Source organism: Paenibacillus sp. FSL H7-0714, assembly GCF_038003765.1.
Lineage (GTDB): Bacteria > Bacillota > Bacilli > Paenibacillales > Paenibacillaceae > Paenibacillus_AQ.
The window spans coordinates 1,592,348-1,608,126 of the sequence record NZ_JBBOPT010000001.1; the positions used below are offsets into that span (position 1 = coordinate 1,592,348).

Annotated in this window: 14 protein-coding genes and 1 pseudogene; 12 read left to right on the forward strand and 3 right to left on the reverse strand. The window is 41.3% G+C overall.

Annotated features, from left to right (window positions below):
* Position 1: 1 nt before the first annotated feature.
* The 8 genes and pseudogenes from NST34_RS07080 (at position 2) to NST34_RS07115 (ending at position 9,309) form a co-directional block, all read left to right on the forward strand.
* On the forward strand, positions 2-1,750 hold the full coding sequence (locus tag NST34_RS07080; RefSeq protein WP_076298190.1) for a class I mannose-6-phosphate isomerase: 1,749 nt from the start codon (positions 2-4) through the stop codon (positions 1,748-1,750).
* Between the two features lie 333 nt (positions 1,751-2,083).
* Positions 2,084-4,117, forward strand: coding sequence for a DUF5054 domain-containing protein (locus NST34_RS07085; RefSeq protein ID WP_076298189.1), 2,034 nt, complete (start codon positions 2,084-2,086; stop codon positions 4,115-4,117).
* Positions 4,118-4,498: 381 nt separating this feature from the next.
* On the forward strand, positions 4,499-4,939 hold the full coding sequence (locus tag NST34_RS07090) for a hypothetical protein (protein WP_081382702.1): 441 nt from the start codon (positions 4,499-4,501) through the stop codon (positions 4,937-4,939).
* 507 nt (positions 4,940-5,446) lie between these two features.
* Entirely contained in the window at positions 5,447-5,968 is a 522-nt protein-coding gene (sigK, locus tag NST34_RS07095) for an RNA polymerase sporulation sigma factor SigK (RefSeq protein WP_341129514.1), read from the forward strand.
* Positions 5,969-6,803: 835 nt separating this feature from the next.
* Positions 6,804-7,787: a Gfo/Idh/MocA family protein gene (locus NST34_RS07100; RefSeq protein ID WP_256721635.1), complete on the forward strand. Its 984-nt coding sequence runs from the start codon at positions 6,804-6,806 to the stop codon at positions 7,785-7,787.
* Positions 7,788-7,796: 9 nt separating this feature from the next.
* Positions 7,797-8,104, forward strand: a pseudogene (locus NST34_RS07105) (sugar phosphate isomerase/epimerase); the annotation flags it as partial.
* 143 nt (positions 8,105-8,247) lie between these two features.
* The gene (locus NST34_RS07110; RefSeq protein WP_341127453.1) at positions 8,248-8,880 is read left to right on the forward strand and encodes a carbohydrate-binding family 9-like protein; all 633 of its coding nucleotides are present in this window, start codon (positions 8,248-8,250) and stop codon (positions 8,878-8,880) included.
* Positions 8,881-8,898: 18 nt separating this feature from the next.
* Positions 8,899-9,309, forward strand: a complete 411-nt coding sequence (locus NST34_RS07115) for a hypothetical protein (RefSeq protein WP_341127454.1) — start codon at positions 8,899-8,901, stop codon at positions 9,307-9,309.
* A 327-nt stretch (positions 9,310-9,636) separates the two neighbouring features.
* On the opposite strand, the gene NST34_RS07120 is transcribed toward NST34_RS07115, so the two are convergent.
* A complete protein-coding gene (locus NST34_RS07120) occupies positions 9,637-9,840 on the reverse strand; it encodes a hypothetical protein (RefSeq protein ID WP_076284369.1) in 204 nt (67 codons plus the stop codon).
* A 118-nt stretch (positions 9,841-9,958) separates the two neighbouring features.
* On the opposite strand from NST34_RS07120, the gene NST34_RS07125 reads away from it, so the two are divergent.
* Positions 9,959-10,597 (forward strand): YczE/YyaS/YitT family protein, encoded by a 639-nt coding sequence (locus NST34_RS07125; protein WP_076284368.1) that lies wholly within the window; start codon positions 9,959-9,961, stop codon positions 10,595-10,597.
* A 72-nt stretch (positions 10,598-10,669) separates the two neighbouring features.
* Here the strand turns inward: NST34_RS07125 and NST34_RS07130 are convergent, their stop codons facing one another.
* Positions 10,670-11,086 (reverse strand): MerR family transcriptional regulator, encoded by a 417-nt coding sequence (locus tag NST34_RS07130; RefSeq protein ID WP_149647909.1) that lies wholly within the window; start codon positions 11,084-11,086, stop codon positions 10,670-10,672.
* Positions 11,087-11,206: 120 nt separating this feature from the next.
* Here NST34_RS07130 and NST34_RS07135 point away from each other — a divergent pair, with 120 nt between their 5' ends.
* Positions 11,207-12,256 (forward strand): NAD(P)-dependent alcohol dehydrogenase, encoded by a 1,050-nt coding sequence (locus NST34_RS07135; protein ID WP_340968051.1) that lies wholly within the window; start codon positions 11,207-11,209, stop codon positions 12,254-12,256.
* A gap of 198 nt (positions 12,257-12,454) precedes the next feature.
* Here the strand turns inward: NST34_RS07135 and NST34_RS07140 are convergent, their stop codons facing one another.
* The gene (locus NST34_RS07140; protein WP_341061442.1) at positions 12,455-13,492 is read right to left on the reverse strand and encodes a LacI family DNA-binding transcriptional regulator; all 1,038 of its coding nucleotides are present in this window, start codon (positions 13,490-13,492) and stop codon (positions 12,455-12,457) included.
* A 492-nt stretch (positions 13,493-13,984) separates the two neighbouring features.
* Between NST34_RS07140 and NST34_RS07145 the strand changes: the two genes are divergently transcribed.
* Both NST34_RS07145 and NST34_RS07150 read left to right on the forward strand, forming a co-directional pair.
* Positions 13,985-14,878 carry an ABC transporter permease gene (locus NST34_RS07145; protein ID WP_341053321.1) on the forward strand — a complete coding sequence of 298 codons (894 nt, stop codon included), beginning with the start codon at positions 13,985-13,987 and terminating at the stop codon, positions 14,876-14,878.
* A gap of 17 nt (positions 14,879-14,895) precedes the next feature.
* Positions 14,896-15,777, forward strand: coding sequence for a carbohydrate ABC transporter permease (locus NST34_RS07150; RefSeq protein ID WP_042125286.1), 882 nt, complete (start codon positions 14,896-14,898; stop codon positions 15,775-15,777).
* Positions 15,778-15,779 lie beyond the last annotated feature (2 nt).

Here is a 15,779-nt window from a genome sequence, read left to right on the forward strand (position 1 = left end):
AATGGCTAATTTTAATATGTACCCAGAGATACTAGTATCCAATTCAAATGATCATGCTTGGCAAGATTACGGAAACATTAAGAATGAGCTTAATCGGGCAATAAAAAAACTAGGAAAGCAAAAGACTATCGTTACCGTCGATTGTTATCCTGGCGTAAGAATGGAAGAACTAAAAACTAATCTTGTTTCAGTAATGGAACCTGCCTATACAATTTTTGCAGATGATTTATATTATTCTAGCGATAAAGTAACGGATATGATTAAATTTCATCTAACAACGGATAGAGTATTTGGGAAGATATCGCTTCATAATTTTGGGGATTTTTTAGATGATGAACGTTTGGAAGAGGCTAGAAGTGCTATTAGTAACATTGATAGCGGTTTAATCATTATTTATGGTTCTGGTGCTACTCTTGTATGTGATCCTGATATTCTCATATATGCTGATTTGGCAAGGTGGGAAATCCAAAAAAGATATAGTAATAATGAAATTTCAAATTGGAGAGCAGACAACCATAATGAGGATGCGGTTAGAAAGATTAAAAGAGGCTATTTCTTTGAATGGCCAGTTGCGGACAGACATAAAAGGAAGTTGTTTGAAAAAATAGATTATCTATTAGATACGAACTGCAGCAATGAACCAAAGCTGGTAGAGGGGGCAACCTACTTAGCTGGATTAAAGCAAACAGTCAGCCAGCCTTTTAGAGTGATTCCTTACTTTGCCCCTGGAGTATGGGGAGGGCAATGGATGAAAGAAAAGCTTGGTCTTGATCCGTCAGTTGAAAACTATGCTTGGAGCTTTAATGGTGTACCAGAAGAAAATAGTCTTTTTTTAAGATACGGGGACGTAAAAATTGAAGTCCCAGCTATTAATGCTGTTTTTAGACATCCAGTTGATCTTTTGGGTGAAAAGGTATATGGACGTTTTGGCGCGGAGTTCCCGATTCGATTTAACTTTTTAGATACTTTTGGGGGCGGAAATCTTAGTTTACAGGTTCATCCATTGGTTGATTATGCGCAACAAACGTTTGGGGTGCATTATACGCAAGATGAAAGCTATTACATCGTTGATGCAAAAGAAGATGCTATCGTTTATTTGGGTGTCAAGGATGATATAAATTCCAATGAAATGATTCAAGATTTAAAACAATCATATGATGAAGGCAGTAAATTTGACGACCAAAAGTATATTAATCAATTTCCAGCTAAAAAGCATGACCATTTTTTAATACCAGCAGGTACTATTCATTCGCAGGGTAAAGATTCCTTGGTATTAGAAATAAGTGCAACACCCAATTACTTCACGTTTAAATTATGGGACTGGGGACGGTTGGGGATGGATGGGATACCAAGACCTGTCCATCTTGAACACGGAATCAATTCTATTCAATGGGAAAGAGACGAGAAGTGGGTCAGTGAAAATATAATCAATTGTCTAGAACAAATGGGTGAAGGCGATGGATGGATCGAAGAAAAGACAGGCTTACACGACAGGCAGTTTATTGAAACTAGAAGACATTGGTTCTCAGGACCAGTCATCCATAACACTGATGGCGGTGTCAATGTTCTCAATCTAATAGAGGGGGAGGAAGCTATAGTCGAAAGCCCTACAAATGCCTTTGAGCCATTTATAGTTCATTATGCTGAAACATTTATCATTCCTGCAATGGTTGGCAGCTATTCGATACGCCCCCATGGTAATAGCGTAGGAAAAGAAATGGGGACAATCAAGGCCTATGTTAGAACATAGCTGAATTTTCGAATAAAGCTAAAGAAAACGCTGTTCGAATCATTAAAGAAAGAGCATTTCGAGAAGGAACATAAGCTTACCCTTGGTATTATTGCAGATTGCATACGTTTGGGTCGCATTTGATTTTAATCCACATATTTGATAGCTTATAACCCACGTCGAAGAGGACATCATTCAATGATGTCCTCAGGCTGTCGAGAAAGTCTCGACAGCCTGGGATTATTAAGAGGTTTTTTATGAGAGATCATGATTCAGAGTCCGAATTGGAATGGCCGAACCTTGTAGAAACAAAAGTGGAGTAAAAGCCTGAAATCAATTATTTCACGACGTATTATGACTAAGAAAGGCGTGATTATAGAAATGAAAAAAATCTATGTGGTAAACAAAACTCATTTTGACATTGGTTTTACCGATTTAGCAGAAAATGTCTTGCACAAGTATTGCCATGATTACATTCAAAACGCAATCACTTTAGCTGAAGACTTAAGAAAAGAGGGCAAAGACTTTGTTTGGACAACAGGTAGCTTTATTATTGAATATTACTTCAAAAACATGGATGAAGAAGCTTGTAAAAAGCTAGACGACGCCATAAAGAAAGGTTACATTCGCTGGCACGCAATCCCGTGTACGTTTGAATCTGAAACTATGACACCTCAAACTTTACATTACATGACTTCAATCTCAAAGAAGTTAGATGCTCGTTATGGATACAAAACAACAAGCGCAAAGATGACTGACGTCCCAGGACATACTATCGGGATTGTTGATGAGTTATATCGTCAAGGAATTAAATTCCTACACATTGGTGTAAATGGCTCGAGCTCAATTCCAGAAGTTCCAGATACATTCCTATGGAAGAATGGCGAAAGTGAGATAATTGTCTCTTATTCAGACGACTATGGTGGCGTAATCGGAATTGATTGCATAGATAATAAGCTGGCGTTTATGCATACTCATGATAATAGTGGTCCAGGAACAAAAGAGAAAATAAACGTCTTTTTATCAAAAATGGCGAATGAGTATCCAGACTATGAGCTTGAATTGACTTCAATGGATCAGTTTGCAAATGAAATTTGGGAAGTACGTGACCAACTGCCAGTTATTACAGAGGAGATTGGGGACACATGGATTCATGGAATGATGTCTGATCCGAAAATCATTCGTGATTATCGGATTTTAACTAATTACATGTTTGATAACAAAATAGAAAATGATGATGCTAATTTCTATGCGATGTTAGTTCCAGAGCATACTTGGGGAATGGATATCAAACGCTATTTCAGTGACTATATGAATTATGAAAAGAAAGACTTCCAACGAGCGCGTAGTTTAGACCAAATTACGGATCTTGATTTAACCTACGCTTATGGAATTGTTAAAGATGCAACTGTTGGCGAAATGCAATTCACTTATAATGAGTGGACTGATCGTTCGTACAAATTTTATGAGTCTTCATGGAAAGAACAACGCAAGAACGTTGATCGTGCAATAGCTTGTTTGGAGCCTAAAGATCAAAATAACATTAAAAAACTTATCGAAGTTCCATATCATATCTTTGAAAACCAAGGTATTGAATGTGGTTTGGAAGAATTGATTTCGGTAAACGGGTATCAAGTTATGTTTGCTAGCGATGGTTCAATTAACCACTTAGAAAAGGATGGAACACTTTACTTTGATCAGGACAACAAACTCGGGGTTCTGAACTATACAATTGCTGGGCAAAATGACTATGATAACCTACGTTACAACTATTTGCGTGAATTACAGCATAATTGGTGGGCAATTGACTTCTTAAAGCCAGGAATGGAAATTCAAAAACGAATTCAATTGAATGAAAATTTCACACCACATGTTGTGAAATTAGTTATGGAAAATGATTCTATTATTGCAACTTTAAAGTATAGCCAAAGAGCTGTGGAGGAGTATGGTGCTCCAAGAGTTGTAAAGGTTAAATATCAATTTGGAGATAAAGTTGAAATTGCACTATTATTAAAGGATAAAGATGCAATTCGTTATCCAGAAATTTATTCTTTTGACATTACACCACGTTTGAATTCGCCGTACTTAACTAAGATTCGTAAAATTGATACCGTTATTTCACCTTTTGAAGTGGTAGGTCACGGAAATAAGTTGCAACACATGATTGAAGAGTTAATTTACGATGGCAGCGATAAAAAAATCAATATTAAACCTATTGATGCCCCTCTTTTGGGAATCGGAACAAATAACAATCTAAGTTATAACAACAAATACCATCAAGACAACAATAAATTTACGTTTACACTATTGAACACAACATGGGGAACTAATTTCACGATGTGGTATGAAGAAGATATTTTTGCTCGTTTTGAGTTAGTGTTGGGATAACAATTTCCTGCGAACATAATGGGCATACGCCGATGCCTCTTCATCAAAAAAACAGTTTATTCTCTTATCTAGACTGTTTTTTAGGTGCATTTAGACCGTTTAAGCGATATTCCTTCAAGATGTGTTTGATAAAGTATTCTCAGGCTAGGTCATCATCACGCTAACGGGACACGATAGCTCAATAACGACACAAAGGCAATCGATCAGTGGATCGGCTGCCTTTGTTCAGCTAACGGGCAGGATAGTTTAAATAATACGACGAAATACTCTCAGCATAGGTGCTTCCACGAATACAATCAGGAAGAAAGAGCTGAGCTGTTAGCAATCCGAATTCATATCATCGGCGGCTCAGGAAGCGGTAAATCCTACATCGCGGAGTTATTGAGCGATAAACTCCATATCCCGCATTACGATCTAGACAATATTTTCTGGGATCATCAATCGAACGAGTATGGCGTAAAGGCACCGGGGGATGAGCGTGACCGCCGACTCAGAGAAATCATCGGTCTCGATTCATGGATCAAAGAAGGCGTATACAGGTCGTGGGTAGCGCCAAGTTTTGATGCTGTAGATAAGATCGTCGTACTGATGACGCCGTTGTCCGTTCAGGAGGAACGGATCTGGGAGCGTTATGAAGAGCGTATTGCGGACATCGTCCCAAACAAGAAGCGAGAGACGCTCGAAGGCATCCACAACTTGTTGGCATGGAATAAAGACTACAATCTGACGAAGCTGCCTAACTTGATCGACCATTGGGACTATAAGGACAAAAGGACCCTCGTTCGCGATAATTTGGATCTTCTTGAACTTCAATTGATGTGACTTGTTTTTTCTTTTTTCTTGTTCAACTAACGGGGAACGTTAGTTGAACGACAACAGCGGTAGTCTAAGACTTTATTTATCAAGTCTTGGTCCGCCGCTGCTTCTAATAATGGATCAGTCTAAAACTCATTTTTCAAAAGCTGACGATTTTTCATTTCAAAAACCACGTTAAATCAACGACTCCAGTCTAATACTTTATTTTCACCAAACATAAATAACACTGTGCTGGTCATTTAACAAGTTAATTATGGAAATATATATTAAATAATGCATCCAGACTTGAGTGAACACAAATTGCACTTTGCTGTTCTTTACTAAGCTATAAGATAAAAGAAGCGTTTATATAAATGATGAATCTTACGCAGGATATTGCTAAGCTGAAGGACAAATTGTCCAAGAATATAGCACAGATGAAATTGAGAAAAAACGAATAGGAACTTAACGTATGAATGAGACAATTGCACCGATGTTTGTGTTCCTGGAAAATTGGAAACGATCGTATTTGGTATGTTTTTTACATCATATCGTGTCCATAACCTCAAGAAATTTGATAACACCGGAGAAGACATGGAGGATCTGATTTCCATCGGCACGATCGGCCTGATCAAAGCCATCGAGAGCTATCGCCCGAACAAAGGGACAAAACTGGCCACATTTGCGGCTCGTTGTATTGAAAATGAAATCCTGATGTACCTTAGATCCTTGAAGAAAACACGGAAAGACGTATCTCTGCACGATCCAATTGGGACAGACAAGGAAGGAAATGAAATCACGCTGATCGATATCCTTGGCTCCGAGGCTGATGATGTCATTAAAGAGGTCGACCTGAAGATTGAGAAGAGCAAGATTTATCGAAATCTCGATATTTTGGATGACAGGGAAAAAGAAGTTGTCGTTGGTCGGTTTGGATTGGATACAGGCGGGGAAGAGAGGACACAGAGGGAGATTGCGAAGGAGCTGGGAATTTCGCGGATAGAGAAGCGGGCACTCATGAAGCTGTATCATGAGTTTTATAAGGCTAAGCGCTAGGATCTTAAATAATAACTAAAGATTCACTATAGAGTGTTTTAAAAGCGACTTGCCAACAAGGGAGTTGCTTTTTTGTTAATTTAAGTAGTTGGGCTAATTGAACATAAAAAAAGCATATTCAGATAATTAAGTTTGTAACTGCTGAGGGCGGGGGGGCGAACCCGTACGGTACTCACGTACCGCAAGATTTTAAGTTCTGCGCTTCTACCTACTGCAATTCACCGTGATCCCGATCAGTTTGGTGGTCGGATCAGCCTCCTTTGCCTTCCGGTGGTAGACGCCGGAAAGCAGAACGATAGGCTGCCCAGGTAACACTGTGTAGGTTCGCTCCTCCATCGCAATGGCATACATAGAGCAGCTCGAAATCGTACAGCCTCCTTCTCGGGAACAAGCGAGGTGCGACCCTCTAGAAATGCGCGTAATGGATGGAGGGAGTTCATTCCTGGAAGGGGACTGGCTTGCGGACCAGCGTTGGAGAGGGGGGGCATAGCGGGACAGCTCCCTTACATAGTATTAGACGGAATAACGGAATCGTGCAAAAAGTAACTTTCTTAGCTAAATAAAACTCTCCATCATTCTTATATAATAAAGGTAACAAGGTATCATAACTAGATAAAAGTTATTCTGTAGTAATCCGGTATAATACAAATGTAAGAGAAGGATATGCATGAAGAATGGTAAGTCATCAATGCCCAAGAAGACTAGACGCAGTAGGGAGACTTCGGATTCTCCCAACAAGGAGCTTGGATTAACATAAAATAACCTCCGCGAGTGAGAAGGATAGGATGGATGCATCATGAAAAGGTACGGGGCGGTCGTGATAGGCTGCGGTTATATGGGCTCTCTCCACTTGGACGCGATATTACGACAGGAGCGGGTCCGGTTGATCGGCGTGGCGGATTGGAACCGGGACAGGGCCTCCTTAGTGGCAAGCCAATACGGAGCCGAGTGTTGGAGCACGGATTACCGGGTCTTGATCGAGCGTGACGATGTGGATCTGGTCATTATCGCCACATACCCATCCTCCCATCTGGAGATCGCAAAAGATTGTCTCGCTGCAGGGAAACATATCCTATGCGAGAAGCCGATGGCGGGCAATGCACGGGAAACGCAGGAATTCATGAAGCTTGCCCGTGGAGCCAAAACCAAGGTCCTGATCGGTCACATCCTTCGCCATAACACCACGTACCAGGCGGTTATGAAGATGATCCGGGAGGGCGCTATCGGCTTCCCCTTGGTCATCCGGTTATCCCAATTGAAGCCCTCCAAAAATTGGGCTTCCCAATTGTCCCTGCTCCGGGACGTCTCGCCGATCGTGGATTGCGGCGTCCATTATATCGATGTGATGCGTTGGGCTACAGGGGCGGAAGTGGTAAGCGTCAACGGGATAGGGCAGCGTCTCTATGAAGAAGTCCCGCCGTACACTTACAATTACGGACTCATGACCCTCCGTCTGTCGGACGGCTCCATCGGTTACTTTGAGACGGGGTGGGGTAAGGGGCTTCCGACTGATAACCGGAAGGAATTCATCGGACCGGCAGGCCGGATCCGCATCATCTACAAGAACGATCGACCGCGAGAGGATCAGCATCTGGGAAATCTGGTTGAGGTCGAAGACCACCGGAAAGGAACGGTTCGGCAGATCAATATGGACTTCTCCGTGAAGCCTACGGGTGCCCAACTGGACTATTTCCTGTCCATGCTGGAGAACAACTTGCCCGCTATACCGACAATGGAGGATGCATGCCGGGCGATGGATATCGCTCTCCTGGCCGACCGGGCAATCCATGAAGGAATTACGTTACCTTGCGCGAAATAAGAGTGGACCAACATGGTGATGGTAACAGGGGATGACCCGGTGTATGGTATACACCTGCTGAAGGACTATATCGTCCACATCCATGTGAAGGACAGCATCCGACATCAGCCGGTCGATCCAAGGGATGTGTACGGTGCCATCGGATATCAGCCGCTGGATCATCAACGGATTGCAGAGCTTGTAAGCTCCGAAGTCATATTCCAGGAGGTTCCGTTGGGCGAGGGGAAGGTAGATTTTGACGCCTCCTTCGCCACCTTGCAGGAGAGCCTGAGAGGGATATAGAGCGGGCAGTCTCCTTCATCCTCCAATACAGGTAACGGCAGACGGCCGTGCGAAATCTCGGTGATCGAAACTGCGTATTGGAAAACCGGGGAATCGCGGGTCTAAATAATCAAGTTAATTAATGGGGTTGTTTTGCTGTGTTAGCCCCAGTGGGATTCCGAACAGAAGGGAATGAACCATGGAAAGAAAATTAGAAACCTTAGTAATTTCCCGCCTGACAAATCAGACGGATGGTTCAGATACAGAAGAAGTCCAGATCATCAAGCAGTATCAATGGCTTAAAGGGTATAACCCGGTCGTTACAGCAAGATTAAATTACAGTCAGGACGATCTGAAGCTTCAGTTTAAGGTTTATGAAAAGAATCCAATACGAACATATAGAAACATGAATGATCCCGTGTATAAGGATAGCTGCATCGAGTTCTTTTTTCAGCCTACTCCGGATTCGGACCAGCGCTATATGAATTTCGAATTTAATGCGAATGGCGTAATTCTCTTGCAGATAGGAGCAGATCGGTATGATCGCTTCCCAATCACTATCAATCCGGCACTTTTCCACGTCCTATGCACCACGGATCAAATCAATGATAAAGGAGGAGTGTATTGGGAATTAAGCTTTTCGATCTCATGGGCTTGGGTACAATCTTATTTTTCGGATTTTCGGGCAGTACCGGGAAAAAGGATAAGAGGTAACTTTTACAAGTGCGGCGACGATACGACCTATCCGCATTTTGGAACATGGAGCAAAGTTCATTCGAACAAACCAGATTTTCATAGAAGCTGTGATTTTGGGATTCTGTACTTAGAGTAACTGCGAAATGCAGCGTCAATGAATAACTTCCGAAGCCGCATATACGGGGTTGGAGGTTTTTTAAGCGAGCGTAGTCGTGCAATTTTATCAGTACCAAATTTAATTCAGCACTTTGTAAATGAAGGTTGGGATTACGTCGATAGTAAGGGGATTGTTACATTTCTACCGATAGGTGATGATGATGATTTCAATTGGTTATGTGAAACTATTGGAATTCAATTGTTACGAAGAGATTCTAAAGCCGGATGCGATTTGCTTATATTTAATACGAATGAGATGGTTTTCAGTTTATCAATATATAGGAATAAAATTGTAGTTGAAAGTGATATTGATATTACCGACTTTACTTGGTATTTGGAAAAAATATTGCCTGTTTTTAAAAATCCAAGTTTGCAGGTTGAACAAATCATATGTGAACAAGTAGTATAAGCATTTAGAGTCATTTGATTTTTACAATTTTGACAATGATGATATTGTCCCAAAAGAAGTTGGTCAGTCATGGTGTTTGATGCTGTTGTCACAGGAAGAGTTGGACTTGATAATGTTGAAAGCGGTGAGCTTAAAGTCATAAAGTAGATCTGTTGACATTAAAGTATTAAAAGGCGACTTGTCTGCGGATAAGTTGCTTTGTTTTTTTAGGAAAGGTGATTAGATAACAAAGTATCCCGGATCCTGGAATATTATAAAACGGGATACCTCATTAGCTGTAATAATATCGGACAGCCTCTTTCCTGGAATGTTCCCTTCAATCAATGTTCAGTCCGTTGTTTCTGTATTTTTTTGTTTATCAGGAGAAATGCCGGGAGCTGTGATCTCTGGTTCGTCGCCCTGCAAAGCACCCACGATTTCTTCCAGCTTACCTGTTGCTCCCATATCGCCAGCCAGACTTGAATCGGGTTCGGTTATGGGATCAACACCCGGGCCGCGTCCGTCAAGCGGAGCTTTCTTGTCGTCCTTCATTTAATCGTCTCCTTTCTGTGTAATCTTTGTATTTCTTTCCAATCCAAATCAAGAAAATATGATATAATGACGTCGTTATTGTAAGTTGCATTTTTAATATGAAAATAGGATGGACAATATGAGGGGATATATTCATAACGTCGATAAAAAACGATTGCTTATTATGATTATCGGCAATGTATTTCTGGGCATGGGAATTAGTATTTTCAAGCTGTCCGGCATGGGGAATGATCCCTTCAGCGGTATGGCAATGGCACTTGCAGAGAGCGTCGGTATAACATATGCGAATTTTTTGATCTTACTGAACCTGCTATTGTTTGTAATCGAATTCATAACAGGACGAAAGTTTATTGGAGTCGGGACTTTCGTAAACGCAATTCTTTTAGGATATATTGCTACTTTCTTTCATAATAATTGGCTATCTCTGTTCGGCGAACCTCATTTGTTATGGCAGCGAGTGGTTATCGTAGCAATTGGCGTGGTGGTATGCAGTTTTGGGGTATCCCTGTATCAGACATCGAAGGTGGGAGTAGCTCCCTACGACAGCTTGTCCCTGATTATGAGAGAGAACTTCCCTAAAATATCTTATTTTTGGCACCGGATGTTTACGGATGCTCTTTGTGCTCTGATTTGTTTCCTGGCAGGAGGCATTGTAGGCTTAGGAACTTTGGTGTCAGCACTTGGTCTGGGACCCATCATTCATTTTTTTGATGTGAATTTTACGGAGAAGCTTCTGGCAAAAAGGCGTACCAATTAAAAAATTTATGAATTAAAGAAAGGCGGGGCAGATCAATCTGCCCCGCCTTTACTGTAATTTGAAGGTACATTCCTAATGAGCGGATAAACTTTTTATTTTATTATTTTTATGGATATCTTCCGTACCACTATCCAAGGCAGTCTTGTAGTAGAAGCATTTGTGTTCTATGACTTCCATCGTTTTTTTCAATTCTTCCATCTGCGCTTCTACGGAAGCTTTCCGCTCCAGAAACATGTCATATCTTTGCTGTAAGGTGGAATCCCCCTCAGAGCACCACTCAATGAAATGTTTTATTTCTTTAATTGGCATCCCGGATGACTTCAGGCATTCAATTACCTTTAAAGCGTCCATATCGGATTGTTTGAATATACGTTTACCGCCGGAGGTTCTTTCTATAGAAGGGAAAAGACCTTCCTTGTCATAGTAACGTAGGGTATGTGGTGTCATGTTAAAGGACTCTGCAACTTCACTTATGGAGTATGTCTTCATCATCTATCTCCAATCTCAAATATATTTTGTGCTTGACTTAGAGTTAACTTTAAGTAATAACATATGTTTTGTAAAGCTGACGTTTTAGATTTTATTATTAACCAGAAGAGAGGTTTCACTATGATAAAAGTTAATGCACGCGCTACATTCAGTCAGGAAGGTCCATTCAAGCTAACCACAATCGAACGCCGAGAACTGCAGCCGCACGATGTTCTTATTGAGATTAAATACGCTGGTATTTGCCACTCGGACATTCATACTGCCCGCGGGGAGTGGGGACCGGTCAACTATCCACTCGTTCCGGGACATGAGATCGCCGGAATTGTCAGCCAGATTGGTTCTGAAGTCACAAAGTACTCAGTGGGCGACCGGGTAGGGGTAGGTTGTATGGTTGACTCCTGTGGAGAGTGCAGTAATTGTCATAAAGGTGAGGAGCAGTATTGCCTGAGTGGAAATACGGGCACCTATGGAGCTATCGACCGGTACGGGCAGTATACGCAAGGCGGCTACTCCACTCATATCGTCGTAACCGAGGATTTTGTGGTTCGGATCCCTGACAGTATTCCGCTTGATGCTGCTGCACCGCTTCTGTGTGCAGGAATCACCACCTATTCACCTCTGCGTCATTGGGGAGCAGCTCCCGGTAAAAAAGTAGCTGTAGTGGGTCTTGGTGGGCTTGGACATATGGCTGTGAAGATCGCTCATGCCATGGGGGCTGAGGTTACTGTTTTATCACAGTCCCTGAAGAAGAAGGAAGACGGATTGCAATTAGGGGCGGATCATTATTATGCCACTAGCGATCCGGAGACATTTAAACAGCTTGCCGGTTCGTTCGATCTAATCGTAAATACTGTAAGCGCGCAGATTAATATCGATGCCTATCTTTCGCTCTTGGCGCTGGATGGTACATTAGTCAATGTCGGTGCGCCTGCTGATCCTTTGGCAGTAAACGTATTCTCGCTGATCGGCCACCGCCGCTCGTTTGCCGGATCGATGATTGGCGGAATTCGTGAAACTCAAGAAATGCTTGATTTCTGCGCTGAACATAATATTGCATCTGAAATCGAGGTCATTTCTGCTGATCGGATTGATGAAGCCTGGGAGCGTGTCCTTGCTTCAGATGTCCGTTACCGGTTTGTCATCGACATCAGCACGATGGGGAATGAATAAGAGACGCCCTCTTTGTTGACATCACATCGTGCATCGGCTTGATTAATGCCATTAAGAGCTATCGTTCCAATAAAGGGAGTAGACGGTCATTCTTGTAGTCTAACAAACATAAAGAACCCAAGCGATTGAATTTTAAATCGCTTGGGTTCTTTGCTTCATTTTCTTAGGTTATTTTTTTATCTCAAAATTATGAATTCATCAACTGATATTAGGCGTAGAGTCTCTTATGATGAGTTTGGTATAAATATGAGAAACCTGATAGGGTTGCTTCGGATCATGAATTCGGGAAAGTAGCATTTCGGCTGCTTTGACACCCATCTCATTACTATAAATATGAACCGTAGTAAGATGGGGTTCTACAATGCTTGATTCAGGACCGTTATCAAAACCACAAATGACGATGTCGTTAGGAATGGAAAGTACATTTTTGAGTGACTTCATAAAGGTAACCGCAATATAATCGTTAGCACACACGAAAGCAGAAGGGAGCTCATTGATTTGACTTAGTCTAGTATCTGCCCACTCTGGACTTGAGAAAAATAGTTGATCGTCATCGAGAATGCATTGTGTGAGATCAAGCTGAATCCCGGATTCTATTAGTGCGCGATTAAAGCCCACCCATCTTTCATTGAAACTCCTACAGTGATTATAGTCCCCGATGAACCCCAGTGATTTGTAACCGCCCTCAATTAACTTTTTGGTAAGTTGGTATGTGCTGTGTTCGTTCTCCATGAGAAGTACATCTGCTTGGAATTCAGGGTAACAGACATCTGCAGAGCAGTCGATGAAAATAGTTGGAATACCTAGACTTGTAATCAACTTACTATATTCCGAATTGAACAATTCAATACAAATAATTCCGTCTACATTGGAGACATCAAAATTATTAGGAAGAGACAGGGACTCTTGATCAATGTCTCTAATAATGTGCATGGATAAATTATATCCCTCTGCACTGATTCTTTTTTCCATGCCACTGATCAGTTTCGACCCAAAATGGGAAGTGTTAGGTAAGTTTTCTGTTAATAAAGCGATGTTTCCAGAGTTTCTGGATTGAACACTCTCGGTGTCCATAAAAGCAAATTGTTTATATTTTAACTCTATTGCTTTCTTAATTACTTTGTTTCTGGTTTCATCAGGTATACCGTTCGTTCCATTTAGGGCTTTAGAAGCTGTATTTCTGGAGATTCCTAAAGCATCCGCGATATCTTGTATGGTTACTTTTTCTCTGGCCACCTATGTAATTCACCTCTATATTCTTGTTCTTAATATTCGCCACAAATAGTGTACTATTTGCCATTATTCCAACTCTCTTTAATGTATATTAGTTTGCTAAAAATAGCAACGTTATATTTACAAATGCACAATTTAGTTTACATTTTATTAGGTTGTATATGTGCAAAAAAATAGCTTTGTTTTTATGTTATTGAGAAAATGATGAGATTAAAGTATATATCCTTATTTAAATTGGCTGTATTTGTAATTATGTAAAATAGTATGCGTCATTTATGAACAGAATAATTTGTCATATGCACATAAATATTTTTACAAAATGTATTGACGAACGATTAAGTGTTTGGTAAATTGTAAAAGCAGCAGGACATAAGTGAGATTGAAAGCCCTTACTGCATCAAGATGTAAACATTGATAAGAACGGAGGTAAAGGCATTGCATAACCCAATAGAAGCCGAACACGGAATAACGGTGACGCGACATAAGAGTTCCTTAATGGATTATTTAAAGAAGCACTACTTTCTTTATATTTTGCTCGCACCAGCTGTGATTCTGACCCTTATTTTTAAATACGGTCCTATGTATGGTGCGATTATAGCCTTTAAAGATTTCAGCCCAATCAAAGGAATCATGGGGAGTGAATGGGTAGGTTTGTACAACTTCGAGAAATTCCTTTCTTCTCCCAATTTCGAAGTAATCTTTTTGAATACGCTTAAATTAAGTTTCTTCGGATTAATTCTGAGTTTTCCAATTCCGATCCTGCTTGCCTTGATGTTGAATCAAATTCGCCGTGCAGGCGTCAAAAAGAACATTCAATTGTTCTTGTATGCACCTAACTTTATTTCTGTTGTCGTTGTGGTCGGGATGTTGTTTATCTTCTTGTCCCCAACGGGACCGATTAACCAGTTTTTTACCTGGCTTACAGGTGAACCAATTATGTTCATGTCTCGTCCCGAGTACTTCCGTTCGATCTACATTTTATCTGATATTTGGACCGGAGCCGGTTGGGCATCCATTATTTATGTAGCAGCGCTTGCTAATGTCGATCCTGAGTTACATAATGCAGCCAATCTCGATGGCGCTAATCTTCTACAAAGAATACGCCATATCGATCTGCCAACCATTCGTCCAATTATGGCTATCGTATTTATCCTTGCAGCTGGTGGGATTATGTCAATTGGCTTCGAAAAAGCCTACCTCATGCAAACGGCGATGAACTTGCCAACCTCAGAAATCATTCCGACTTACGTTTATAAAATTGGTTTGCAGTCGGGCGATTATGCCTATTCAGCCGCAGTAGGATTGTTTAACTCTATCATCAACATCGTCTTGCTCCTCACAGTTAACTTCACCGTGAAGAAACTGAATGAGGGTGACGGTCTTTACTAAGAAAGGAGCAACAAGCTATGCCTATTAAACATTCCGGATTAGATCGCTTTATCGTCGTGCTGAACGCGATCTTCCTGACACTGGCCGTACTTATCATCGTACTTCCTTTGATTTATGTAGTGATTGCTTCTTTTATGGATCCATCTGTGCTGCTCAGTAAAGGATTATCATTCAATCTTTCGGACTGGTCATTAGAAGGGTATAAAAAAATTCTTTCTAATCCGGCCATGATCCGAGGTTTTGGAAACTCTGTTTTATACTCTGTTTCATTTGCTATGATTACCGTTCTCGTCTCAATCTGTGCCGGTTACGCACTGTCCGATGACAGGCTCAAAGGAAAAGGGTTTTTCATGACCTTGTTTATTATCACCATGTTCTTTGGGGGTGGACTCATACCTACATATCTGCTCGTTAAGAACCTTGGTCTGCTTGATACAGTATGGGCGGTGATCATTCCAGGGGCGGTCAATGTTTGGAACATCATTCTCTCTAGAACTTTCTTCAAAGGAGTTCCGAATGAAATGAAGGAAGCCGCTAATGTAGACGGAGCTTCGGAGATGCGGATTTTCTTCAGTGTCGTATTACCGCTCTCCAAACCGATTGTTTTTGTGCTCGCTCTTTATGCCTTTGTTGGCCAGTGGAATTCCTACTTTGACGCTATGATCTATTTAGATAATCCGAATCTTCATCCACTGCAGCTCGTGTTGCGTTCCATCTTGATCCAGAATCAGGTAGATCCGGGCATGATCAGCGACCAACTCGCCATGGCGGAAATGAAGCGATTGTCTGAAATCATCAAGTATGCTGCCATTGTTGTTTCCAGTTTGCCACTCATTGTTATGTATCCGTTCTTCCAGAAGTACTTTGAAAAAGGTGTTATGGTCGGTTCCCTTAAGTAGGA

Excerpts from the sequence above, each read along its gene's own strand:
- NST34_RS07080 (WP_076298190.1), top strand. The coding sequence starts at position 2 with ATGGCTAATTTTAATATGTACCCAGAGATACTAGTATCCAATTCAAAT.
- NST34_RS07085 (WP_076298189.1), top strand. The coding sequence starts at position 2,084 with ATGACTAAGAAAGGCGTGATTATAGAAATGAAAAAAATCTATGTGGTA.
- sigK (WP_341129514.1), top strand. The coding sequence starts at position 5,447 with ATGTTTTTTACATCATATCGTGTCCATAACCTCAAGAAATTTGATAAC.
- NST34_RS07100 (WP_256721635.1), top strand. The coding sequence starts at position 6,804 with ATGGGCTCTCTCCACTTGGACGCGATATTACGACAGGAGCGGGTCCGG.
- NST34_RS07110 (WP_341127453.1), top strand. The coding sequence starts at position 8,248 with ATGGAAAGAAAATTAGAAACCTTAGTAATTTCCCGCCTGACAAATCAG.
- NST34_RS07115 (WP_341127454.1), top strand. The coding sequence starts at position 8,899 with ATGAATAACTTCCGAAGCCGCATATACGGGGTTGGAGGTTTTTTAAGC.
- NST34_RS07120 (WP_076284369.1), bottom strand. The coding sequence starts at position 9,840 with ATGAAGGACGACAAGAAAGCTCCGCTTGACGGACGCGGCCCGGGTGTT.
- NST34_RS07125 (WP_076284368.1), top strand. The coding sequence starts at position 9,959 with ATGAGGGGATATATTCATAACGTCGATAAAAAACGATTGCTTATTATG.
- NST34_RS07130 (WP_149647909.1), bottom strand. The coding sequence starts at position 11,086 with ATGAAGACATACTCCATAAGTGAAGTTGCAGAGTCCTTTAACATGACA.
- NST34_RS07135 (WP_340968051.1), top strand. The coding sequence starts at position 11,207 with ATGATAAAAGTTAATGCACGCGCTACATTCAGTCAGGAAGGTCCATTC.
- NST34_RS07145 (WP_341053321.1), top strand. The coding sequence starts at position 13,985 with ATGGATTATTTAAAGAAGCACTACTTTCTTTATATTTTGCTCGCACCA.
- NST34_RS07150 (WP_042125286.1), top strand. The coding sequence starts at position 14,896 with ATGCCTATTAAACATTCCGGATTAGATCGCTTTATCGTCGTGCTGAAC.